The organism is Burkholderia territorii, from assembly GCF_001718335.1.
Lineage (GTDB): Bacteria > Pseudomonadota > Gammaproteobacteria > Burkholderiales > Burkholderiaceae > Burkholderia > Burkholderia territorii.
This window is the reverse complement of the sequence record NZ_CP013367.1, coordinates 812,424-834,437: the sequence shown is the minus strand read 5'-3', so window position 1 is coordinate 834,437 and position 22,014 is coordinate 812,424. Positions and strand designations below refer to the sequence as shown.

General features: G+C 67.5%; 19 protein-coding genes. 11 read left to right on the top strand and 8 right to left on the bottom strand.

Annotated elements, in window-relative coordinates; all coding sequences use genetic code 11:
* The first annotated feature begins 59 nt into the window (after positions 1–59).
* On the top strand, positions 60–347 hold the full coding sequence (locus WS51_RS29665) for a DUF1330 domain-containing protein (protein ID WP_059451704.1): 288 nt from the start codon (positions 60–62) through the stop codon (positions 345–347).
* Between the two features lie 9 nt (positions 348–356).
* Here WS51_RS29665 and WS51_RS29660 read toward each other — a convergent pair whose 3' ends face one another.
* Positions 357–2,066 (bottom strand): dihydroxyacetone kinase family protein, encoded by a 1,710-nt coding sequence (locus WS51_RS29660; RefSeq protein WP_069230309.1) that lies wholly within the window; start codon positions 2,064–2,066, stop codon positions 357–359.
* Between the two features lie 340 nt (positions 2,067–2,406).
* Here WS51_RS29660 and WS51_RS29655 point away from each other — a divergent pair, with 340 nt between their 5' ends.
* Positions 2,407–3,606 carry a collagen-like triple helix repeat-containing protein gene (locus WS51_RS29655; protein WP_069230308.1) on the top strand — a complete coding sequence of 400 codons (1,200 nt, stop codon included), beginning with the start codon at positions 2,407–2,409 and terminating at the stop codon, positions 3,604–3,606.
* A gap of 144 nt (positions 3,607–3,750) precedes the next feature.
* Here the strand turns inward: WS51_RS29655 and WS51_RS29650 are convergent, their stop codons facing one another.
* Complete coding sequence (locus WS51_RS29650; RefSeq protein WP_081060568.1) at positions 3,751–4,875, bottom strand: sigma-54 interaction domain-containing protein; 1,125 nt, start codon at positions 4,873–4,875, stop codon at positions 3,751–3,753.
* A gap of 608 nt (positions 4,876–5,483) precedes the next feature.
* On the opposite strand from WS51_RS29650, the gene sfnG reads away from it, so the two are divergent.
* Positions 5,484–6,587, top strand: a complete 1,104-nt coding sequence (sfnG, locus tag WS51_RS29645; protein ID WP_059505846.1) for a dimethylsulfone monooxygenase SfnG — start codon at positions 5,484–5,486, stop codon at positions 6,585–6,587.
* 180 nt (positions 6,588–6,767) lie between these two features.
* On the opposite strand, the gene WS51_RS29640 is transcribed toward sfnG, so the two are convergent.
* The gene (locus tag WS51_RS29640; RefSeq protein ID WP_069230307.1) at positions 6,768–7,415 is read right to left on the bottom strand and encodes a LysE family translocator; all 648 of its coding nucleotides are present in this window, start codon (positions 7,413–7,415) and stop codon (positions 6,768–6,770) included.
* A gap of 105 nt (positions 7,416–7,520) precedes the next feature.
* Here WS51_RS29640 and WS51_RS29635 point away from each other — a divergent pair, with 105 nt between their 5' ends.
* Positions 7,521–8,369 carry a LysR substrate-binding domain-containing protein gene (locus WS51_RS29635; RefSeq protein ID WP_059451698.1) on the top strand — a complete coding sequence of 283 codons (849 nt, stop codon included), beginning with the start codon at positions 7,521–7,523 and terminating at the stop codon, positions 8,367–8,369.
* Positions 8,370–8,409: 40 nt separating this feature from the next.
* Here the strand turns inward: WS51_RS29635 and WS51_RS29630 are convergent, their stop codons facing one another.
* The gene (locus tag WS51_RS29630) at positions 8,410–9,300 is read right to left on the bottom strand and encodes a LysR substrate-binding domain-containing protein (RefSeq protein WP_069230306.1); all 891 of its coding nucleotides are present in this window, start codon (positions 9,298–9,300) and stop codon (positions 8,410–8,412) included.
* A gap of 153 nt (positions 9,301–9,453) precedes the next feature.
* Between WS51_RS29630 and ydiJ the strand changes: the two genes are divergently transcribed.
* On the top strand, positions 9,454–12,507 hold the full coding sequence (gene ydiJ / locus WS51_RS29625; protein ID WP_069230305.1) for a D-2-hydroxyglutarate dehydrogenase YdiJ: 3,054 nt from the start codon (positions 9,454–9,456) through the stop codon (positions 12,505–12,507).
* Positions 12,508–12,607: 100 nt separating this feature from the next.
* Here ydiJ and WS51_RS29620 read toward each other — a convergent pair whose 3' ends face one another.
* The 3 genes from WS51_RS29620 to WS51_RS29610 all read right to left on the bottom strand — a co-directional run bounded on the left by WS51_RS29620 (position 12,608) and on the right by WS51_RS29610 (position 15,657).
* Positions 12,608–12,910 (bottom strand): hypothetical protein, encoded by a 303-nt coding sequence (locus WS51_RS29620; RefSeq protein ID WP_059451695.1) that lies wholly within the window; start codon positions 12,908–12,910, stop codon positions 12,608–12,610.
* An 88-nt stretch (positions 12,911–12,998) separates the two neighbouring features.
* Positions 12,999–14,153 carry a branched-chain amino acid ABC transporter substrate-binding protein gene (locus tag WS51_RS29615; protein ID WP_059505836.1) on the bottom strand — a complete coding sequence of 385 codons (1,155 nt, stop codon included), beginning with the start codon at positions 14,151–14,153 and terminating at the stop codon, positions 12,999–13,001.
* A gap of 601 nt (positions 14,154–14,754) precedes the next feature.
* Positions 14,755–15,657, bottom strand: a complete 903-nt coding sequence (locus tag WS51_RS29610) for a DMT family transporter (protein WP_059943775.1) — start codon at positions 15,655–15,657, stop codon at positions 14,755–14,757.
* A 57-nt stretch (positions 15,658–15,714) separates the two neighbouring features.
* Here WS51_RS29610 and WS51_RS29605 point away from each other — a divergent pair, with 57 nt between their 5' ends.
* From WS51_RS29605 to WS51_RS31775, 6 genes are all read left to right on the top strand, one after another.
* Positions 15,715–16,668 (top strand): LysR substrate-binding domain-containing protein, encoded by a 954-nt coding sequence (locus WS51_RS29605; RefSeq protein ID WP_069230304.1) that lies wholly within the window; start codon positions 15,715–15,717, stop codon positions 16,666–16,668.
* A 166-nt stretch (positions 16,669–16,834) separates the two neighbouring features.
* Complete coding sequence (locus WS51_RS29600; protein ID WP_059505829.1) at positions 16,835–17,494, top strand: hypothetical protein; 660 nt, start codon at positions 16,835–16,837, stop codon at positions 17,492–17,494.
* Positions 17,495–17,531: 37 nt separating this feature from the next.
* Positions 17,532–17,999: a sodium:proline symporter gene (locus WS51_RS29595; RefSeq protein ID WP_069230303.1), complete on the top strand. Its 468-nt coding sequence runs from the start codon at positions 17,532–17,534 to the stop codon at positions 17,997–17,999.
* A gap of 597 nt (positions 18,000–18,596) precedes the next feature.
* Complete coding sequence (locus tag WS51_RS29590) at positions 18,597–19,037, top strand: Hsp20/alpha crystallin family protein (RefSeq protein ID WP_059451689.1); 441 nt, start codon at positions 18,597–18,599, stop codon at positions 19,035–19,037.
* A 35-nt stretch (positions 19,038–19,072) separates the two neighbouring features.
* Positions 19,073–19,486 carry an Hsp20/alpha crystallin family protein gene (locus tag WS51_RS29585; protein ID WP_059451739.1) on the top strand — a complete coding sequence of 138 codons (414 nt, stop codon included), beginning with the start codon at positions 19,073–19,075 and terminating at the stop codon, positions 19,484–19,486.
* 334 nt (positions 19,487–19,820) lie between these two features.
* On the top strand, positions 19,821–20,087 hold the full coding sequence (locus WS51_RS31775; protein ID WP_081053713.1) for a hypothetical protein: 267 nt from the start codon (positions 19,821–19,823) through the stop codon (positions 20,085–20,087).
* Positions 20,088–20,156: 69 nt separating this feature from the next.
* Here WS51_RS31775 and WS51_RS29580 read toward each other — a convergent pair whose 3' ends face one another.
* Complete coding sequence (locus WS51_RS29580) at positions 20,157–22,010, bottom strand: ABC transporter ATP-binding protein (RefSeq protein WP_069230302.1); 1,854 nt, start codon at positions 22,008–22,010, stop codon at positions 20,157–20,159.
* Positions 22,011–22,014: the final 4 nt, after the last annotated feature.

The following is a 22,014-nucleotide window of genomic DNA, read 5'->3' as shown; positions in this document are numbered from 1 at the left end:
ATTCATCGGGCCGGGCAGCGTGGCGTCCCCTTTTTCGCAATTCATCAGGAGCGCATATCGTGGCGACCTACATCGTTTTCACACGGGAAAGCACGCAGGACCAGCATGAGCTCGACGTCTACTCGAGCCAGGTCGGCGCGACCCTTGCCGGCCATCCGGTGAAGGTGCTCGCAGCATATGGGCCGCAGGAAATCCTCGAGGGTGAAGGCCCGGAAGGCGTCGTGATCGTCGAGTTCCCGTCGAAGGAGGCCGCGCACGCGTGGTATCACGGCCCCGAATACCAGAAGGTCGTCCAGCACCGGTTCAAGGGTGCCCGCTATCGCGCGGTGCTGGTCGAGGGAGTCTGAGCGCGGCCGTTATCGAATGTGCGGCAGCAACGCACGAAGCCAGTACGTGACCGCCACCGCGCCGCCGTCGGGCGTGCCGATCGCGCGTTCGCCGAGATAACTCGCTCGCCCCGCGCGCGGTGCCATGCCGGCCGTTCGTTGCGCGCCGTGTTCCGCCGCCTCGACGACTTGCGCCCACGCGTCGGCGGGGGCGCGCCCATCATCCAGCGCGCGATCGAACGCATCGGCGGCCGGCACCAGCGCATCGAGCATCGTGCGATCGCCGGCGCGTGCGCCGCCCAGTTCGGAGATCGCATCGACCGCGCAGCGCAATGCCGCGGCCCAGTCGCGTGCCGACGGCGCGACGGGGTCAGCGGCCTCGGCGACGCGCCGCGATGCGCGCAGCAGCGCGGTCGCATAGAACGGTCCCGAGCTGCCCGCGATCGCGCGGCGCAATGCGGTGCCCAGTGCCGCGAGCGCACCGGCCGGCGCGCCGTACGCGGCTTCCGGCAACGCGAGGATCGCCTGCGCGGCGCGATGCATGCTCGCGCCCAGATCGCCGTCGCCGGCGGCCGTGTCGAGTTCCGTGAGCGTCGCTTCGTTGTCGATCAACGCTTGCGCGACCGCGTGCAGCGCCGGCTGCAGGCGTGCTGCCGACGCGCGGCCGGCCGCATCGAGCGGCGCCGGCGGCTGGTCGGGCACGGCTGGCGCGGCCACCTGGATGTGCGTGTTGACCGCGCCGCCGCCGGGCCACGCGCGCGCCTGCGTCGGCGCATCGAGCAGCGCGGCGCGTTCGTCGTTCAGCCTGAGCAGCGAGATCGAGCAGCCGGGCATGTCCAGCGCCGACAGGAACGTGCCGGCCCATGCGCGCGCGACGACGATGCCGCGCCGGCTCAGGTTGTCGTACGCGGCGCGCAGCACGATCGCCAGTTCCATGTCAGGCGTCGCGCCAAGACCGTTGACGAACAGTGCGACGCGTTCGCCGCGATCCAGCACGAGGTCCGCGACGATGCTCGACAGCAGCGTCTCGACGAGCGCGTCGGCCGGCAGCGGTGCCGTGCGTTCGACGCCTTTCTCGCCGTGGATGCCGAGGCCGAGCTCGATCTCGTGATCGGCGAGGCTGAAACCCGACTTCTTGGCGCCGGGGATCGTGCAGCCGTCGAGCGCGACGCCCATCGTGCCGAGTTCGGCGGCCGCATCGCGCGCGATAGCGGCGACGCGGGCTAGCGGCAACCCGCGCGCCGCGGCCGCGCCGGCCAGCTTGTGGATCAGCACGGTGCCGGCGATCCCGCGTCGCTGCCCGCGCTCGACGCGGCCGCGCAGCGACACGTCGTCGGCCACGATCACGGTTTCCACCGGAATGCCCTCGGCGCGTGCAAGTTCGGCGGCCAACCCGAAATTGAGCCGGTCGCCGGTGTAGTTCTTCACGACGAGCAGCGCGCCGTTCGGGCCGGCGCACGCGCGGATCGCGGCGAGCACGGCATCGGTCGGCGGCGACGTGAACACCTCGCCGCAGACGGCGGCGCTCAGCATCCCTTCACCGACGAAGCCGCCGTGCGCGGGCTCGTGACCGCTGCCGCCGCCGGACAGGATCGCGACGGGGCGCTGCGATGGCTCGGGCAGCGGCTGGCGCACGAGCACCTGCTCATCGCCGAGAATCGCGACATGCGGCGACTGCCGCGCGATACCTTCGAGCATTTCGCGCACGACGTCGGACGGGTGGTTCACGAGCTTCTTCATGGCAGCGGGTTCCTGACGATGGGACGAAGCCCGGCGGCACGCATGCAGCGCCGCCGGCTTCGTACTGTGGATGGTAGGCGGCGCGCTGCGGAAAGCGGCGCGCCGCGCGGCCGGCGTTACGTAACATCGAGGCATTCGTAGCACGAATGTAACGAAAACAGCGCCGCTCGGGGGCCGAAACGTATCGATCGCGATCGCGGGGCACGCGCTCGCGCGGGTGCGCGGATGCTGGCGCGGCGGCGGGAACGCGTGTTCGCCTGGCGGCAATGGCATGGAAAATGCTGTTTCTTGTCCGGTCCTCAATCGAACATTCCATCGCCCGGACCGCGAGGAGACCACCATGTATCGAACCCGCATTGTCACGTCCGCGGCGTTGTTCGCCGCCGCCGGCATGCTGGCCGCCTGCGGCGGCACCGACGTCGCCGCGCCGGCGAGCGCCGCCGCCGCGAGCACCAGCGGCACATCCGTCTCCGGCAACACGCCCGGCAGCAACACGTCGGACGGGGGCTGGGGCACCAGCGGCACACCCGGCACGCGCGGCGTCGTGAGCACCGCCGGCGCGCTCGCGGTCGGCGTCGGCTCGACCGTCAGCGCGATGTCGCTGCCGGTACTCGGCAATACCGTGACGCGCAGCGCGGGCGACGCGATCTCGAGCATCAGCACGATTTCGCGCGCCGCGGCCGATGCGCTCAGCGACGGGCTCGGCAAGACCGGTTCGACGCCCAATCCGGTCGGTACGACGGTCGCCGGCCTCGGTGAAGTGGTCGGCGCGACCGCGAATCCGGTCGAGGGCCTTGCGCAGACCATCCGCGCGCTCGGCTTGGGGCCGCTGGCGCCGCTCGCGCCGGTGACGACACCCGTCGGCGCAGCGCTCGATACCGTGGCCGGCGGACTCGGCGCGGCAGGCAACACGGTCGGCGCGACGCTGGCGTCGGGCGCCGTCCAACAGGTCACGCAGCCGCTCAGTTCGGCCGTCACGCCGCTCGTCATCACGGCTGGCCAGACAACGCAGCAGATCGGGGCGACCACGGGCCTCGGTCAGCCGGTGGCCGGCCTGCTCGGACAGGTCGGCACCGCACTCGCGACGACGGGCTCGCGGATGGGCTCCGTTTCGTCGCAACCGGCCGTCGGCGCGGTGGGGGCGGTCGTCGGCGCGCTCGGCAATACCGTCACGAACGCGGGTGGACTCGTCAACTACAACGGCCCGAACGGCGTCGCGCCGATTCCCGGGATGATCGTGAGCCTCGCGGGCGCTTCCGTCGCCACCGTGCAGAACGGTCCGTCGAGTGGCTCGAGCGCGTCCGGCCCGCTCGGCGGCGTGCTGTCGGGGCTCGGGTCGACGCCGCTCGGGTCGCTGACCGGCGCACTCGGCGGCACGACCGGTGCCGGTGCGGCGAGCCCACTCGCGCCGGTGACGAACCTCGTGTCGACGGTTACCGGCACGCTCGGCGGCGCGGCGGGAGGCGGCGGTTCCTCGGCGAATCCGCTCGCGCCGGTGACATCGTTGCTCGGCGGCGTGACGGGCGGCGTCGGGAAATAACGGCGTACCGTACGGCACGCGGCTCGACGACGCGCCGCGTGCCGTCGCGCAGGCGAGCAGCGCATCGGCATCGCCCGTTCATGCCGTCGGTGAATTGCGACGAGCCGACGCGCGGCACCGCTTGCGGCCGCGCGATCGCGTTTCTTATTTGACCGCCGCGATCGCCTTCGCGCGAATCAGCCGCGCACGCAGCACGTTCCGGCTGATGCCGAGCAGGCGTGCGGCCTGGACCTGGTTGCGGTGACAGAAGTCGAACGCGACCCGCATCACGGTGTTCTCGATGCGTTCGAACAGGTTCTCGTGCGGCTCGTCGAACAGCGCGCACAGTGCGAGTTCGAGCGCTTCCTGACCGGGCACGCGGTCCGCCGCTTCCCGCACGCCGACAGCCACCGCCGGCACGCATGACGACGACAGGTTCAGGTCGGTGTCCTGCAGCGCATCGTGGCGGCTCACCAGCAGCGCGTGATGGATCACGTTTTCCAGTTCGCGGATATTGCCGGGCCACGAATGCGCTTCGAGCAGGCGCGCCGCGCGCGGATCGATGCTGCGCGGCCCATGGCCGACGCGGGTGCGGTATTCGTCGAAGAAGTGGCGCGCGAGCGGCAGGATGTCGCGCGGCCGTTCGCGCAACGGCGGCACGTCGAGCCGCACGACATTGAGCCGGTAGAACAGGTCGCCGCGAAACCGGCCGTCCACCACGGCCTGCTGCAGGTCGACATTCGTCGCGGCCACCACGCGCACGTCGATCGGGATGCCCGTGCGCGAGCCGAGTCGCACGACCTCGCGTTCCTGCAGCACGCGCAGCAGCTTGACCTGCATCGGCGGCGGCAGGTCGCCGATCTCGTCGAGAAACAGCGTGCCGCCGTTCGCGGCCTCGAACCAGCCGGGCTTCGTGCCGAGCGCACCCGTGAAGGCCCCTTTCTCGTGACCGAACAGTTCGCTGTCGACGAGCGTGTCGCAGAGCGCGCCGCAGTTCACGGCGACGAACGGGCCGCCGCCGCGATGGCTGGCGTCGTGCACATGGCGCGCGATCAACTCCTTGCCGGTGCCGGTCTCGCCGACGATCAGCACGTTCGCGTCGCTCGGCGCGACGCGCCGCACGCGTTCGAGCAACGCGAGCGAACGCGGATCGGCGAACACGGGCGCGCGGGCGCGGGGCGGCGCGTGGTGGGCGGGGAATGCGAGAACGGCCGCGCCGCGCGATTCATCCGGCTGCGCGGTGACGACTCGAGAACGGACCGGGTGCGGCGTTGCAGACAGGGTGGTCATGGCGATGAAAGCGTGAGTCGATCGAACGGTCGAACCAGCGCCGAGGGGCGTCGCGGTCCGGTTGCTGCCTGGTCAGCAGAGTGTTCCGCGTTTTGCTCCGTACGGGAAACATCGATTTCTGATAACGAAAGCCGGATTGCTGCGCAGGATGAAACGGCGGCGACGCTCGCTGCTGCGACAACGGATTCAACGTCATCGCGTTCGATGCGACGGCGTCCGAACCCGGCGATCCGACGAACGGAGCGCGCGAAACTGCTGATCGAGCAGCAGGCCATCAGCAATGTTGTTTCCGTCGGTTCATCTCGCCGTGGAATATCGATCCGACGCTAGTAGAGAAACGCTTTCCATTGCCAGAAATTTGGCCGCGGAAGCCATATCCGCCGGGCGATCGAAGGAAGGTTCGGGATCCAGATGATCCGCGCGATCGCTCATCCGTCGGCTATGGCACGCCCCTTGCGAACCCGACACGATACCGGCGCGGCGACGCACGGCCCGACAACGGAACGCAAGGAGCGAGCGACACCGTCGGCGTGGTCGTTCGTTTGCCCATGCTTGCCGACGTGGTCGCGCAGCCCGCCTTTCGTCTTCTCCTTCGATCAGGATTCCTCATGAGCATTCACGAACCTTCAACCGACGGTGTCAAATTCGCGTACTGGGTGCCCAACGTCAGCGGCGGTCTCGTCGTCAGCACGATCGAGCAGCGTACCGACTGGAGCCTCGAGTACAACCAGAAGCTTGCGCGCACGGCCGAGGCGGCCGGCTTCGACTACGCGCTGAGCCAGATACGCTTCACGGCCGGCTACGGCGCCGAATACCAGCACGAGTCGGTCTCGTTCAGCCATGCGCTGCTGCACGCAACGACGAAACTGAAGGTGATCGCGGCGATCCTGCCGGGGCCGTGGCATCCGGCCGTGGTCGCGAAGCAGCTCGCGACGATCGATCATGTTTCGAACGGACGCATCGCGATCAACGTCGTCAGCGGCTGGTTCAAGGGCGAATTCACGGCGATCGGCGAGCCGTGGCTCGAGCACGACGAACGCTATCGGCGCTCGAAGGAATTCATCCAGGCGCTGAAAGGCATCTGGACGCAGGACAACTTCACGTTCAAGGGCGACTTCTACCGCTTCAACGACTACACGCTCAGCCCGAAGCCCGTGCAGAAGCCGCACCCGGAGATCTTCCAGGGCGGCAGTTCGCGCGCGGCGCGCGACAACGCGGCAAGTGTGTCGGACTGGTACTTCACGAACGGCAATACGCCGGAGAACCTGAAGGCGCAGATCGACGACATCCGCGCGAAGGCCGCCGCGAACGGCCATCGCGTGCGGATCGGCGTGAACGCGTTCGTGATCGCGCGCGACACCGAGGAAGAGGCGCGGGCCGTGCTCGACGACATCGTCCGGCACGCGCACGTCGAGGCCGTGCATGCGTTCGGCGACGCGGTGAAGGAGGCCGGCAAGGCGTCACCGGAAGGCGAAGGCAACTGGGCGACCTCCACGTTCGAGGATCTCGTGCAGTACAACGACGGCTTCCGCACGAACCTGATCGGCACGCCGCAACAGATCGCCGAGCGGATCGTCGCGCTGAAGGCGGTCGGCGTCGATCTCGTGCTCGCCGGGTTCCTGCATTTCATCGAGGAAGTCGAGTACTTCGGCAAGCGCGTACTGCCGCTCGTGCGCGAGCTCGAAGCGCAGCGGCAGGCGGTTGCCGCGTGACGCATGCGCGCGCGGGCGAACGGTTGCGATCGTGAACGCCCGCGCGATCGCATGAACATCTGAACGCCTAAACGTCGCGGCCGGCGCCGGGTGCCGCCGGCCATCCAGGATCGCTGCGTCGCGAAGCGCGGCGCGGGCCGGGTGTTACCGCCTCATCGGCGCCGAGACTTGTCGAAGGCGTCACGCCATACCCGCCGTTCTCGACGCCTCGACGAGCATCTGCACGCCGAGGCCGCCGAGCACCGCGCCCATCGCCCAGCGCTGCGCGAGCAACAGCGCCGGCCGTCCATGCAGGAATTGCGCGATGCCGCTCGAGCAGATCGCGACCAGCCCGTTCGCCGACGCGAACGCCGTGATCAACAACGAACCGAGAAAGAGCGACTGGCCGAACACGCTGCCGTGCCGGTAATTGATGAACTGCGGCAGCAGCGACACGAACAGCATCGCGAGCTTCGGATTCAGCACGCTCGTCGTCGCCCCCATCGCGAGCAGGCGCAGCGGCTGCTCGTTCGGCAACGTCTTCAGCTCGAACGGCGAACGGCCGCCGGGCCGGACGGCCTGCCATGCGAGATAGAGCAGATACGCGGCGCCCACGACGCCGAGCGCGGTGCCCGCGTACGGCACGCTCATGAACAGCGTCGTGATTCCGAACGCGGCGCCGAACATGTAGAACAGATAGCCCACCATCACGCCCGCCAGCGAAATCAGGCCGGCGGTGCGCCCCTGCGCGATCGAGCGCGACATCACGTAGACCATGTTCGGCCCCGGCGTGATCGCGAGCATGCCGCCGATGACCAGAAATCCGTAGAGCGAGCCGGTGGTATGCATGATTGCTGCTTCCCGCGATGAAATCGATGGCATTCATTGTCCGGCGATGGAGGTGAACAGTAAAACGGGATAAACTGAATCGATTAATCAGATTTTCTGAATACCATGAAAAAGCTCGACCTCGATGTGCTGGCGATGGTGGTGGCCGTGACGGAGTCCGGTTCGTTCGCGCAGGGCGCGCAAGCGGTGCACCGGTCGCCGTCGGCGGTGAGCATGCAGATCAAGGCGCTTGAGGATGCGCTCGGCAAGCCGCTGTTCATTCGCGACACGCGCAATGTGACGGCCACCGACGAGGGCCGCATGCTCGCCGACTACGGCCGCCGGATGCTGGCGATGCGCGACGAGGCGTGGGCGTCGGTGGTGCGTCCGGAGATTCGCGGGCGCGTGACGATCGGCGTGCCGGACGACTACATCTCGTCGCTACTGCCGCAGGTGCTCGGCAAGTTCGCCGCGATGCATCCGCGGGTGGAAGTGCGTGTGATCGGCCAGCCGAGCAGCGCGCTCGTGCCGATGCTGAAGGACAACACGATCGACCTCGCATGCCTCACGCGCATCAAGGGCGTGACGGGCGAGCTGGTGCGGCTCGAACCGATCGTGTGGACGGGTTCCCCCAAGCGCAACGTATGGGAAGAGCGCCCGTTGCCGGTCGCGCTCTTCACGCATGGCAGCATGGCGCGCGATCACGCGATCAAGGCGCTGAACCGGCAGAAGATTCCGTTCCGGATGTCGTACGAAAGCCCGAGCTTCCTCGGGCTGATCAGCATGGTCGAGGCCGGCCTTGCGGTCGCGCCGCTCGCACGCTGCTGCATTCCCGAACATCTCGTCCAGTTGTCGCAGAACGAAGGGCTGCCGCCGCTGGATGCGCTCGAGGTCGTGCTGGCGCGCAGCGCGCAGTCGGCGCGACCGCCTTGCGATTACCTCGCCGAACAGATTCTCAATGAATGGCGCGCGTGAGCGCGCGTTCCATCCGGTCGCCCGTCAGCCCGTTAGCTCGTCAGCACGATTTCAGCAGCCATTCCCGAAACGCCACGAGCGACGGCAGCGTGTCGTTTTCCGGCGGATACACGAGGTAGTAGCTGCGCTCGCTGGTGATCGCGTCGCCGATCGACACGAGTTCGTTGCGGCTCAGCTCGTCCTCCACCAGCACCTTCGGCACGAGGCCGATTCCCATCCCGGCCCGCACGGCCTGGATCAGATGCGACGTCAGCTCGAAACTGGGGCCGATGCGCATCTCGCGATGATCGAGACCGGAACGCGAGAACCATTCGGCCCACGCATGCTGATTGCTCGTCACGCCCAGCAGCGTCTGCCCGACCGCCCACGCCGGCGCGCGCGGGCCGGCCTTGCGGCGCCCGGCCGTGTCGGGGCTCGCGATCGCGATCAGGAACTCGTTGTACAGCCGGTGCGCGCGCAGGCCGGGCCAGTCGCCCGCGCCGACGGTGATGGCCGCGTCGAGGTCGTCGGTATGGAAGTCGATGCCGCCGATCCGCGAATGCAGGTGCACGGTCACGCCCGGATGCGCGGCATAGAAATCATGCAGGTGCGGCAGCAGCCATTTCGAACCGAAGGTCGGCAAGGTCGCGAGCCGCAGCGTGCCGGCGCCGGCCTGATGCGACATCGCTTGCAGCGTCGCACCGCGGATGCGCCCGAGCGCGCCGCTCAGCTCGACGAAGTAGCGCCGCCCGACTTCCGTCAGCTTCACGGAGCGGCCCTCGCGCCGGAACAGCGCCACGCCGAGCTGATCCTCAAGTGTCTGAACCTGCCGGCTGATCGCGCTTTGGCTCAGCGACAGCTCGTCGGCCGCGCGCGTGTAGCTCTCGTGGCGCGCCGCAGCCTCGAACGCCAGCAGCAACGACATCGACGGGGTCAGGCGACGGTAATTCATGAGTTTTATGCAAGTGTTGCCGGGGAAGAATTCGTTTGTTTCTTGCGCTGATCCGCAAGATACTGGATTTCCGGCTCGCATGGAATCTTGCTGAAAACTCATGATTCTGCGCGAGGCCGAGTACCGGCTCCACCTACACCGTGCTTTTATCTCATGTCGATCGCTCCGTTGCCCCGTCCCGCCAGCCCGCCAGAGGCCCGTTATCGCGACTTCCTCGCCGCACTTCGGGCGGCCGGATTCGCAGGTGAAATCCGTGCGGACCATGCGAACCGGACCGTGCAGGCGACCGACAATTCGATCTACCAGCGCTTGCCTCAGGCGGTGGTTTGCCCCGCGCATGCGCAGGACGTGCGGCTGCTCGCGCGGCTGCTGGCCGAGCCCGCGCACCGCGACGTCGCGGTGGCGGCGCGCGGCGGCGGCACGGGCACCAACGGGCAGTCGCTGACCGACGGCGTGGTCGTCGATCTGTCGCGCAACATGAACCGGGTCCTGGAAATCAACGCGGACGAGCGCTGGGTGCGCGTGCAGGCGGGCGTCGTCAAGGATCAGCTCAACGCCGCGCTGAAGCCGCACGGGCTCTTTTTCGCGCCCGAGCTGTCGACGTCGAACCGCGCGACGGTCGGTGGGATGATCAATACCGATGCGAGCGGGCAGGGCAGTTGCACGTACGGGAAGACACGCGACCACGTGCTCGCGCTCGACTTCGTGCTGATGGGCGGCGAGCAGTTGCACAGCGACGCGCTCGCGGACGACGAGCTGGAACGCCGCTGCGCACGGCAGGACCGGATCGGCAAGGTCTATCGCACCGCGCGCCGCATCAGCGACGAAAAGGCCGCGCTGATCGACGCGAAGTTTCCGAAGCTCAATCGCTGCCTGACCGGCTACGATCTCGCGCACCTGCGCGAGGCGGACGGCCGCTTCAATCTGAACAGCGTGCTGTGCGGCGCCGAGGGCTCGCTCGGCTTCGTCGTCGAGGCGAAGCTGAACGTGCTGCCGATCCCGAAGTATTCGGTGCTCGTCAACGTGCGCTACGCCGGCTTCATGGACGCGCTGCGCGATGCGCGTGCGCTGCTCGAACTCAAGCCGCTGTCGATCGAGACGGTCGACTCGAAGGTGCTGATGCTCGCGATGAAGGATTTCGTGTGGAGCAGCGTGGCCGAGTATTTTCCGCAGGACGATGCGCGTCCGACGCTCGGCATCAACCTGATCGAATTCAGCGGCGACGATGCCGACGACGTCGATGCGCGCGTGCGAGCATTCATCGAGCATTTGCGCACCGACACGAGCGTCGAGCGGCTGGGCCACACGCTCGCGGCCGGCGACGATGCGGTGAAGCGCGTGTACGCGATGCGCAAGCGTGCGGTCGGCCTGCTCGGCAACGTGCAGGGCGAGGCGCGTCCGCAGCCGTTCGTCGAGGACACCGCGGTGCCGCCCGAAAATCTCGCCGCATACATCGCCGAATTTCGCGCGCTGCTCGATAGCCACGGGCTGCAGTACGGGATGTTCGGTCACGTCGACGCGGGCGTGCTGCACGTGCGCCCGGCGCTCGATATGAAGGATCCGAAGCAGGCCGCGCTGGTGCGGCCGGTGTCGGACGCCGTGGCCGAACTCACGCGGCGGCATGGTGGCCTGTTATGGGGCGAACACGGCAAGGGCGTGCGTTCCGAATATGCGCCGGCGTTCTTCGGCGAGTTGTATCCGTCGCTGCAACAGCTGAAGGCCGCGTTCGATCCGCACAACCAGTTCAACCCGGGCAAGATCGCGACGCCACCGGACAACACGCTGCGGCTGCTGAAGATCGACGAAGTGCCGACGCGCGGCGACCACGACCGGCAGATCGACGAGCGCGTGTGGCAGAGCTACGGCACGGCGATGCACTGCAACGGCAACGGCGCGTGCTACAACTTCGATCCGGACGACGCAATGTGCCCGTCGTGGAAGGCGACCCGCGAACGCGTGCAGTCGCCGAAGGGGCGCGCGTCGTTGATGCGCGAATGGTTGCGTCTGCAAGGACAGGCGGGCATCGACGTGGTCGCGGCGGCGCGCGCGCCGCAGCCGTTCATGCGAGGCCTCGTGACCCGCTGGCGCAACAGCCGTGCCGCGCGTGACGGCGAAACCGACTTCTCGCACGAGGTGTACGACGCGATGGCCGGCTGCCTCGCATGCAAGTCGTGTGCGGGGCAGTGCCCGGTCAAGGTCAACGTGCCCGAATTCCGCTCGCGCTTTCTCGAGCTGTATCACCAGCGCTACCTGCGCCCGCTGCGCGACTATCTGATCGGCTCGCTCGAATTCACGATGCCGTGGATGGCGCGCGTGCCCGCGCTGTACAACGGCCTGATGCGCGCCGGCTGGGTTCGCACGCTGCTCGAGCGGCACGTCGGCATGGTCGACAGCCCGCTGCTCAGCCGCTTCGACCTCGCGGCCGTGACGCGGCAGTGGAACGTGCGGCCGGCCGATCCGCGCGCGCTCGCCGCGCTGAGCGATGCGCAGCGCGCGCGCAGCGTCGTGATCGTGCAGGACACGTTCACGCGCTATTTCGACACCGAGCAACTGGCGACGCTGATCGAGCTGGCCGCGCGCATCGGCTTCCAGGTATGGCTCGCGCCACTCGCGCCGAACGGGAAGGCGCTGCATGTGCAGGGTTTCCTCCGAGCGTTCGAGCGGGCGGCGATTCGCAACGCGACGCAACTGGCCGCGCTCGCGCGCTCGGGTGTCGCGCTGGTCGGCCTCGATCCGGCAATGACGCTGACGTATCGGCAGGAATACCTGAAGGTGACGGGGCTCGCCGACGTGCCGAAGGTTGCGCTGCCGCAGGAGTGGTTGTTGCAGGCGCTGCCCGAAGCGGATGCGGGGGCGGAGGCGGTGGTTGCGTCATACCGGTTGCTTTTGCACTGCACGGAGAAAACCAACGCGCCGGATAGCGGCAAGCAATGGGCGCAGGTATTCGCGCGGCGCGGGCTGCGATTGAAGGTGCAGGCGACCGGGTGTTGCGGAATGTCGGGGACCTACGGGCACGAGGCGCGCAACCTGCAGACGTCGCGGACGATCTACACGCAATCGTGGGCCGCGCATGTCGATGCGCCGGAAGCGGAAGGTGAAGCACTCGCGACCGGGTATTCGTGCCGCAGCCAGGTGAAGCGGATGGCGTCGCGCCAGGTGCGCCACCCGCTGCAGGCGCTGCTCGATCACGTGCGGGCGGCGGCCTGACGGGCCGGCTGAGCGTGTCGCGCGGCAGCGTGCGTGACGGTATCGAGCGTGCGCCGGAGCGAACGGCACGTGCGGTGCCTGGCCCGGCGCCCGCGCTGGTTCAGGAACCGGCTTTCGTGGTCTTGCTCGCGCGCGGCTTGCGCGCCGCGGGAAACGCGCCGACGCCGCGCGGCCGTTTCGGCTCGATGCCCGTTTTACCGATCACGCGCCGAAAATCGATCTCATGCGCGGCCAGCGCGCCGATCAGCGTCGCGATGACCGCGAGGTGGGAGGGGACGGTGCCCTTGCTCGAATAGTTCGTGATGGAACTTTCGTTCATCCGGATCAAACGGGCGAATTCTCGCGCCGTCAACTGCGCTTTCTTCAACTCCTGTTGAAATTCCGCATACGCCATTGCACACATGTCGCTTCGTCTCCGCAAAACTTGAATCGGCACCGCGCGGCGCCGGCGCCGACGGGTGGCGTTCCCGTCGTGCCGGCGTCGTGGGGCGTTACATCTTCACCTGGTCGAGGAACGTCTTCTTGCCGCTCTTGTAGCCGTAGATCGAGATGATCCCGTGCGTCAGGTCGCCCTTCGCGTCGAACGTCGTCGTGCCGATCACGCCTTCGTACTTCGTCGACGGCATCGCCGCGAGGATCTTCGCCGGGTCCGTCGAGTTCGCGCGCTTCATCGCGTCGACCGCGATATAGACCGCGTCGTACGCAAACGGTGCATCGAACTTGATGCCCTGGTTGAAGCGCTTCTGGTACTTGGCGAGGAACGCTGCGCCGCCCGGCATCTTCTCGAGCGCCGCGCCGGCCTGCGAGCACAGCACGTTGTCGGCCGCCGGGCCGGCCAATTCGGCCAGCGAGTCGGTGCACACGCCGTCGCCGGACAGGATCTTCGCGCGCAGGCCGAGCTGCTTCGCCTGCTTCGCGAGCGGGCCGCCGGTGGCATCCATGCCGCCGTACATGATCGCGTCCGGGTTCTCGCCCTTCACCTTCGTCAGGATCGCGCGGAAGTCGACGGCCTTGTCGTTGGTCGCGTCGTGCGACAGCACCTTCAGGCCGAGCGCCTTCGCCTTCTTCTCGAATTCGTTCGCGAGGCCCTGGCCGTACGCGGTCGAATCGTCGATCACCGCGACGCTCTTCACGCCCTTCGACTGCGCGTAGCTCGCGAGCGCCGGGCCTTGCTGCGCATCGGTGGCGACCACGCGATACGTGGTCTTGAAGCCCTGCTGCGTGTAGGTCGGGTTCGTGGCCGACGGCGAGATCTGCACGATGCCCGCGTCGCTGTAGATCTTCGATGCCGGGATCGACGTGCCCGAGTTCAGGTGGCCGATGACGGCGACGACTTTGTCGTCGACGAGTTTCTGTGCAACCTGCGTGGCCTGGCGCGGGTCGGCTGCGTCGTCCTGCGCGTCGAGCTGCAGCGTGATCTTCTTGCCGCCGATCGTCAGGCCCTTCGCATTGATTTCCTCGACCGCGAGGCGTGCGCCGTTCTCGTTGTCCTTGCCGAGGTGCGAAATGCCACCCGTCGTCGGTTCGACGCTGCCGATCTTCACGACCTGGTCGGCCATCGCGCCCGACGCGGCCACAAATGCGGCGGCTGCCAGTGCGACGGTTGCCAGGGGTTTGCAGCGCATGCCGACAATGCTTCGTTCCATCTGCCATCTCCGTTGATTGATATTTCTAATGTCGTCCGGTGCGCGGCGCGCCCTCGTGAGGTGCTCGACGTACGTGCCGGACGCGTCTCCGACCCGTGACGGGTTCGGCTTGCGTGTCGCCTGTTGTCGAGGCCGGCGAGCGACGCCTGCGCCACGCAGTGTCCGAGCGAGCGGACGATTTCGTCTGACGACACGCAATTGGTATGAATATATCCGAACCCGTTTGTGCCCGCTTCCGCGAATTGCCCAGCCTTGCGCAAATGTGATGCGACTGCGTGGTCTCTCGTGCAGACGTGATCCTTGTGATCACCGAATGCTCCGATTATTCGACCGGGCCGCCACCGGTGACCATGGACAGTGCGCTGCAATCAATCGCGAACTGTTCGGTCGGTTTGTCTGCACACTTCCATCGTCATGCTCCGGCAAGGTCGCGAACCATTTGATGCAACTAACGGTCAAGCCCGCTCGCGACCATGAATTGGCGCGAGGCGTCGAAGCTTTCCATGTGTTCCCGTTTTGCAGTGGATGGCGCCCGGCCTGGCCGAACCGCGCAGGATCGTTCTTCGAGCGACTATCGCCGTCCGTCGAAACCGCGCGCCCGCTATGTCCGTCCGCGCAAGGCCACGAATATCACGCCGGCAATGGCCAGCAGGCCGCCGCACACGGTCTCGATGCCGGGACGCTCGCCCGTGAGCGCCATCGACAGCGCCGTCGCGACCGCCGGTGTCAGGTAGAGGAAATTGGCGGCGCGTGCCGCGCCGAAGTAGCCGAGCGCGAAGGTCCACGTCGCATAGCCGAGCGCGGCGGGAAAGATACCGAGCACGAGGACGGCGAGCGCCGTGTCGCGCGAAGCACCGCCGCCGAGCGACGCGAGCGCACCGGGCAACCACGGCGTGAGCAGCAACGCGCCGGCCAGCAGCGTGTACGCGGCGCAGGGCAGTGCGCCGTACACGGGGATCAGTCGCCGCTGCAACACGAAGTAGCTGGCCGAACACAGCGCCGCGCCGAGAATCAGCGTGCTGCCGGAGCCGAGCACGAGACCGCCGGGCTGTCCGTGCGCGATCACGGCGATGCCGGCGAGACTGACCAGTGAGCCGAGCCATCCCCAGCGATTGAAGCGTTCGCGCAGAAATATCGCGGCCAGCAGCGCCGTGAAGATCGGCAGCGTATTGACGATGAAGCTCGCCGCGCCGGCCGACACGGTCTGCTCGCCGGTATTGAGCAGCGCGTTGTAGAGCGCGATGCCGAGCAAGCCGCACGCGAGAAAGCGCAACGCGTCGCCTTTGGCAGGCATCTTCGGCCGTCGCCACGCGAGCCATGCGAGCACGAGCACGGCGGCGGTCGCGAAGCGAGCGGCCGCGAGTTGTAGCGGGGCCAGCCCGTGCAGGCCGATCCGGATGAACGGGAAGGCGGAGGCCCACGAGACGATCGTGAACGCCACCGCGCCGGCCGCGACGAGCGGCAGTCGCGCGCCGCGCGACGACGGAGGAGAGAGCGTGTTCATGCGGCAATGGTGCGGTGTGGTCAGATGTTAAGCTAGCGCACAGATCAACATGCGGGTATGAATATGGCTCACAGCTCGATGCGCGCGCGGCGGCGCGTTGCCAACGCGCTGCCGGCCGTCCCGGCACCCGGCCTGCGACCGCCGTTGGCCAGCCTGGAGACTGTCTGCCTGGTGGCGCGCCAGGGTTCGTTTCTGGCGGCCGCCGACGCCTCGGGCGTCACGCATGGCGCGATCAGCCGGCGCGTGGCGGCCGTCGAGAACTGGCTGGGCATGGCGTTGTTCGAACGTCATGCGCGCGGCGTGCGGCTGACGCCGGACGGTCAGCGCTTCGTCGGCCGGATCGAGCAGGCGTTCGCGATCATCGACGGCGCGGCCGATCAATGGCGCTCGCCGCGCACGCCGCGACTGGTCAGGATGAGCGTGGTGCCGGCATTCGCGCAGCTCTGGCTGCTCGAGCGCCAGCATGCGCTCGAGAGCGAAGCGCCGGCATTGCGCATCGAGCTCGGCATCGAGCTTCGCAACGTGGATATCGCCGGCGGCGAAGCGGATCTGTCGATCCGTTACGGGCGCGGCAACTGGCGCCAGCTCGAGACCCGCGAGTTCATGCCGGAAACGCTTTATCCGGTCGCGCATCCGCGGCTCGCGGCGCAACTGGCCGCACTGCGCCGCCGAAACGGCGACGCAGCGCTGCTCGGCATGCCGCTCTTGCACGACTCCGACGTCACCGGCTGGCGTACCTGGTTCGACGCGCTCGGCGTTCCGTTCAAACCGCGCGCGCAGGATCGCCGCTTCGAGGACTACAACCTGGTGCTCGCGGCGGCCGAAGCGGGGCTCGGCGTGGCGCTGGCGCGGGTGCCGCTCGCGAAAGCGTATCTTCGGCGCAGTGCGCTCGTGCGCGTGGGCCGGCATGAGGTCGAGTCGCTGCTCAGGTATCACTTCGTGCACGCGAAGGGCGAGAGTCGCCCGGAGGTGCTCGCGCTGATGGAGCGGATGCGGGCGGCGCTCGGGTAGGCGCCGGAAAGCCGGGGCCCGCGACGCAACGTGCGTCGGCGCCGCTGGTGCTCGACCGCGGCCATGGGATCGTCGACAATGCGACCGCGGAAAACCGCGAGACCCGAAGATGAACGAGAATCGACAGTTTTTGCAGACGTGCGGATGCAGAGGGAGAGAGTGAGTAATGAATAGACCAGACAAGTCGTCGAAAGCGCGTGCGGCGCTCGACCAGCTGTTTTCGGGCATGGCGCCCGCGGATGCGCAGCAGCGCGCGTCGCGTCCGGGCAATCCGTTCGAAGCGGCAGGCGACCCGGCCGGTGCCGACGGCCGGGTCGAAGTCACGTTGTCGACGAGAATCCAGCTGCGCGGCTATCCGGGCGCCGATGCGTTCATGAAGCGCATGGCCGAAGCCTGGGGCCTCACCTGGGGGCCGTACGACGCCGTGCGGGCGACGGCGACGCTACCGGCCGGCTGGCGCTCGCGCCGGCTGCCGGAAGTCACGCAGATCGTCGACGAACGCGACGTGCTGCGCGCGGAAAGCAGCCTGCAGGGCGGCGAGATGTCGTATCTGAAAGTGCATCCGCGTTATTACATCGATGCACGCAAGGGAGTGGGCTGGCGCAAGGCGTCGAAGGCGTCGGACGATCCGGATCTCGACGGCCCCGACTGGAACTGCTACGTGATGGATCGGGAAAAGTCCGTCGAAGTGCACGAGCTGACGACGTCGTCGTCGAAGGCCGACCTGGACAACGCGCGTGCGACGTTGCTGAAATGGCTCGACGAGCACTACCCGAAGCATCGCGATCCGTTCGCCTACTGGACGGATTGCGAACGTCCGTTGTAAGCCGCGCATGGCGGCCGGTCATCGCGGAGGTGGATGCTTGAAGCAGACCGGTGCGGTTCCGATTCTCTGGGCAGCATGCTGCGCGGCGGTTTGCTCGACGATCATCGAGTTGCTGCTCTGGCCAATTGCCGGCGAAGACGCCATTCACGATCTGCTTCGCGATGCGCGCCTGACGGCCGCCATTGTGATGGGGCGATCCATCCTCGGTGCGCCCGCGGGCTTCGATCCGACGATCATGGGCGTGGCGACGATGGTGCATGCCGTGCTGTCGCTCGCCTATACGGTCGTGCTGGCGAAGCTGGTCCGCGGCCGGTCACTCGGCGCCGCGCTGCTCGCGGGCGCCGCGTTCGGGCTCGTTCTGTACGGCATCAACCTGCACGCGTTCACCGCGATCTTCCCGTGGTTCGTCGCGGCGCGCGGCGTGATCACGCTGGTTGCCCATTTGGTATTCGGTGTCGTCGCGGCGGGCGCTTACTGCTTCGCCCGGCGGTTGCCGCGCGCGTGAGCGGCGACGGTTCTTCCTTCAGGCGCCTGCGAAAACACCTGCTGTAACAAATTGTTTCGGCGCGGCAACAGGCTCGCGTACCAGCCGACGCGGTACAGGACGCGCCGGCGTCCGTCCGGGCGGTGCGGCTCGGGCAGGCCGGGAGCGGCGGGTGGATTCGCAGGCGTCGGCCGGCGCACCGAGCATTTGTGACAAGCCGTCCTTGCCCGCGCGGCACGGCCAATCGGAACGTAACCTTCGTGCGCAGCCAATTGCACCGGGGCCCCACCCTCGGCCTCATCGACCGGGGAAGCTCGCAGGATCGATCGGTGTTGCGCGAAGCGGCAGCGCTGCCGGCGCGGCCGGCAAAGGTCGGCATGGGCCACGTTCCGTCTGTTTCCGAAGGCGGTCGGAAGGCCGATGAAACCTCCCTCACGACATGTTGCAGGACCTCTTGAATTTTCCGATTGTTGCACTAGTTTACGGATCGCTCAGGCAGTCGCGCTAAGCGCTGCGTGTTTCGATTTGTTTGTCGGCGGGGTTTCCCGTGGGCAGGCGAACTGGAGCGCGTGGTTCCGTTCGTCTCTCGCGAAGGGCCCCGGTTTCAAGGAGCCAGTCATGAGCGATCTCTTCTTCGGCACGGATCTGCTGGGCGAATTCGACCGCCTGCAACGGCAGATGGCCAGCCTCTTTGCGGGATATCCCGCCAGTCTGCGCGCTACGCGCAGCGAAACCTTCCCCGCGGTGAACATCGGCAGTACCGACGATACCGTCGAGATCGTCGCATTCGCGCCGGGGCTCGATCCGTCCGCGATCGAAGTCTCGATCGACAAGGGACTACTGACGATCAGCGGCGAGCGCAAGCCGCCCGAAGCAAATGTGGGCGACGAAACGCGCGTCTATGCGCGGGAGCGCTTCATGGGCGCGTTCCGGCGGGTGATCGAATTGCCGCAGCACGCCGATCCGGACAAAGTCAACGCGCGGTATGTGAACGGTTGCCTGACCATCAGCGTCGGACGTTCCGAGGCATCGAAACCGCGCGCCATTACCGTCCAGTGAGTGTTGATCGACGCATGAAACGAATGGAGGACATCATGAACGACAGCAACGAACTGACGACCCGGCAGGGAAGCACCGGCGTTGCCGGCCCGGCGGGCGGGGAGCCGGCAAAGCAGGTCACCCGCGTCGCGCCCGCCGTCGATGTGTTCGAGGACAATCGCGGCATCACGCTGTACGCGGATCTGCCGGGCGTGTCCCGCGACAAGCTCGAAGTGCAGGTGCGGGACGGCAACCTGACCGTCGAAGCCGAAGCGGTCATCCCGACCCCGTCGGGGCTTCGCCTGCAGCACGGCGAAGTCCGGCATCCGCACTTCTGGCGAGCGTTCACCATCAGCCCGGATTTCGACGTGTCGCGCATCGATGCACAACTACGCGACGGCGTGCTCACGTTGACGATTCCGCGCCGCGAGGAGGCGAAGCCGCGACGCATCCCGGTGAGCGTCGAATAGACGAAAGTATCGGCGCAGATCCGGACGTACTGCGCGGCAGGCGGGACCTGCGCCGATTCGGCGGTCATTCGGGCGAAGCCACGGGCGAGGACCGAAGCGAGAGCCGGAATGCTTGCCGTATGTTCCGGCGCGGCATTTTCGGGTGCAAAACCGCGCGTGTTGGACGCCCGGAAGAGTCGTTCGCGGGTTGACGCTTTCGATGCGATGCGCGTCGTCTCGGCGACAGGACACGGGGCGTGCATCCGGCGACGAACGTGCGCGCGACATGCGCCATCGACAGCGGTCTTGCGCGTAGTCGTCCGGCCTACCGTTTCATCGTCGACTGGAGACGAAGATGCTCGGTCCACACGAATTCGCAACATTGATGTTGGTCCGCGAAGCGCCGGACCAGATCGACATGAACAGGACCGAACTCGATGCACTGCTCGTGCGCCAACTGGTCATGCTCGAGCATTGCACACCCGGAAGGCGCGTTGCACACCTGACGCACAAGGGACGATGGATGCTCGATGCCCTTCGAACTTCCCCTTCGGCGGATACAAGCAGTCGGGCAACGGTCGCGACAAATCATTGCACGCGCTCGACAAGTACACCGAACTGAACTCGACGATCGTGCGGTTGTAACGCCAGCGCGGCAGGCCGTCGTGTGCGTGCCGCGCTTGCCTGAACATCACTGCTCGGCGCCTTCAGCGTCCGCCGTCTCGCCGAGGAACCCGCCGCTCTGGTGCGCCCAGAGCGCCGCGTAGATGCCGCCGGCCTGAAGCAGTTCCAGATGCGTGCCTTTCTCGACGATGCGCCCTTCGTCGAGCACGATCAGCCGGTCCAGCGCCGCGATCGTCGACAGCCGGTGCGCGATGGCGATCACAGTCTTGCCGTGCATCAGGGTGTCGAGGCTGCGCTGGATCGCGACTTCCACTTCGGAATCGAGCGCGCTCGTCGCTTCGTCGAGCACGAGGATCGGTGCATCCTTGAGCATCACGCGCGCGATCGCGACGCGCTGCCGCTGGCCGCCCGACAGCTTCACGCCGCGCTCGCCGACCTCGACGTCGTAGCCGCTACGCCCATGCCGGTCGCGCAGCCGCTCGATGAAGTCGGACGCTTCAGCACGCACGGCTGCGTCGCGCATCTCGTCTTCGGTCGCGTCGGGGCGGCCGTACAGGATGTTCTCCCGCATCGTCCGGTGCAGCAGCGACGTATCCTGCGTGACCATCCCGATCGCCGCGCGCAGGCTGTCCTGCGTCACGTGCGCGATGTCCTGCCCGTCGATCCGGATCGCGCCGCCGTCGACGTCGTAGAAGCGCAGCAGCAGGTTCACGAGCGTCGACTTGCCGGCGCCCGAGCGGCCGATGAGGCCGATCCGCTCGCCGGGCCGGATCGTCAGGTTCAGCCCGTCGAACACGGGCGTGTCGTTGTCCTCGTGCGCGAAACGCACGTTATCGAACACGATGCCGCCGCGCTGCACGGTGAGCGTCTTCGCATCGGGTGCGTCGACCACGCTGCGCACCTTCGTCAGCGTGTTGATGCCGTCCTGGATCGTGCCGACGTTCTCGAACAGTTCGGTCATCTCCCACATGATCCAGTGCGAGTAGCTCGACAGGCGCAGCGCCATCGCGACCACGGCCGCGACCACGCCCGCGCTCGCCTCGCCGTGCAGCCACAGATAAAGCGCGACGCCGGTCGAGCCGATCAGCAGCAGCGTCGACAGCAGATGGTTGACGACCTCGAACGCGCTGACCAGCCGCATTTGCGCATCGCCGGTCACCTTGAACGCCTCCATCGCGCGCCGCGCGTGGTCGGCTTCCCGGCGCGTGTGCGAGAACAGCTTCACGGTCGTGATGTTCGAATAGGCGTCGGTGATGCGGCCTGTCATCAGCGCGCGCGCGTCGGCCTGCCGGCTGCCCACAGCGCCCAGGCGCGGCACGAAATACGCGCACGCGACGCCGTAGCCGAGCGCCCACAGCGCGAGCGGAATCATCAGCCGCCAGTCGAAGCTCGCCGCGAGCGCGAGGATGCCGATCAGGTACGCGCCGACGCCGATCACGACGTCGACCGACATGAACAGCGCGTCGCGCACGGCGAGCGCGGTCTGCATGATCTTCGTCGTCACGCGGCCCGCGAACTCGTTCGCGTAGAACGACAGGCTCTGGTCGAGCATCAGCCGGTGAAACAGCCAGCGCAGCCGCATCGGGAAGTTGATCGCGAGCACCTGATGCTTGACCATCGTATGCAGCGCGATCAGCAATGCGCTGCCCGCGAGGATCGCGGCGAAGCCGGCGAGCGTGCCGAAGTGGCGGACGCCGAAGTCGGCCGGCGTGGCCGACGACAGCCAGTCGACCACGCGTCCCATCATCGCGAACAGCGCCGCCTCGTAAGCGGCGAGCGCGGCCGACGTCAGCGCGATCAGCAGAAGCCAGCTGCGCGCGCCTTTCGTGCACGCCCAGACGAACGAGAAGAATCCCTTCGGCGGGGTGGCGGGATCCTCGAGCGGGAATGTCGGCAGGCGCCGTTCAAACCACGAAAACATCGAA

Coding starts and splice junctions, on each gene's coding strand:
- WS51_RS29660 (WP_069230309.1), bottom strand. CDS start 2,066: ATGAAGAAGCTCGTGAACCACCCGTCCGACGTCGTGCGCGAAATGCTC.
- WS51_RS29655 (WP_069230308.1), top strand. CDS start 2,407: ATGTATCGAACCCGCATTGTCACGTCCGCGGCGTTGTTCGCCGCCGCC.
- WS51_RS29650 (WP_081060568.1), bottom strand. CDS start 4,875: ATGACCACCCTGTCTGCAACGCCGCACCCGGTCCGTTCTCGAGTCGTC.
- sfnG (WP_059505846.1), top strand. CDS start 5,484: ATGAGCATTCACGAACCTTCAACCGACGGTGTCAAATTCGCGTACTGG.
- WS51_RS29640 (WP_069230307.1), bottom strand. CDS start 7,415: ATGCATACCACCGGCTCGCTCTACGGATTTCTGGTCATCGGCGGCATG.
- WS51_RS29635 (WP_059451698.1), top strand. CDS start 7,521: ATGAAAAAGCTCGACCTCGATGTGCTGGCGATGGTGGTGGCCGTGACG.
- WS51_RS29630 (WP_069230306.1), bottom strand. CDS start 9,300: ATGAATTACCGTCGCCTGACCCCGTCGATGTCGTTGCTGCTGGCGTTC.
- ydiJ (WP_069230305.1), top strand. CDS start 9,454: ATGTCGATCGCTCCGTTGCCCCGTCCCGCCAGCCCGCCAGAGGCCCGT.
- WS51_RS29620 (WP_059451695.1), bottom strand. CDS start 12,910: ATGTGTGCAATGGCGTATGCGGAATTTCAACAGGAGTTGAAGAAAGCG.
- WS51_RS29615 (WP_059505836.1), bottom strand. CDS start 14,153: ATGGAACGAAGCATTGTCGGCATGCGCTGCAAACCCCTGGCAACCGTC.
- WS51_RS29610 (WP_059943775.1), bottom strand. CDS start 15,657: ATGAACACGCTCTCTCCTCCGTCGTCGCGCGGCGCGCGACTGCCGCTC.
- WS51_RS29605 (WP_069230304.1), top strand. CDS start 15,715: ATGAATATGGCTCACAGCTCGATGCGCGCGCGGCGGCGCGTTGCCAAC.
- WS51_RS29600 (WP_059505829.1), top strand. CDS start 16,835: ATGAATAGACCAGACAAGTCGTCGAAAGCGCGTGCGGCGCTCGACCAG.
- WS51_RS29590 (WP_059451689.1), top strand. CDS start 18,597: ATGAGCGATCTCTTCTTCGGCACGGATCTGCTGGGCGAATTCGACCGC.
- WS51_RS29585 (WP_059451739.1), top strand. CDS start 19,073: ATGAACGACAGCAACGAACTGACGACCCGGCAGGGAAGCACCGGCGTT.
- WS51_RS31775 (WP_081053713.1), top strand. CDS start 19,821: ATGCTCGGTCCACACGAATTCGCAACATTGATGTTGGTCCGCGAAGCG.
- WS51_RS29580 (WP_069230302.1), bottom strand. CDS start 22,010: ATGTTTTCGTGGTTTGAACGGCGCCTGCCGACATTCCCGCTCGAGGAT.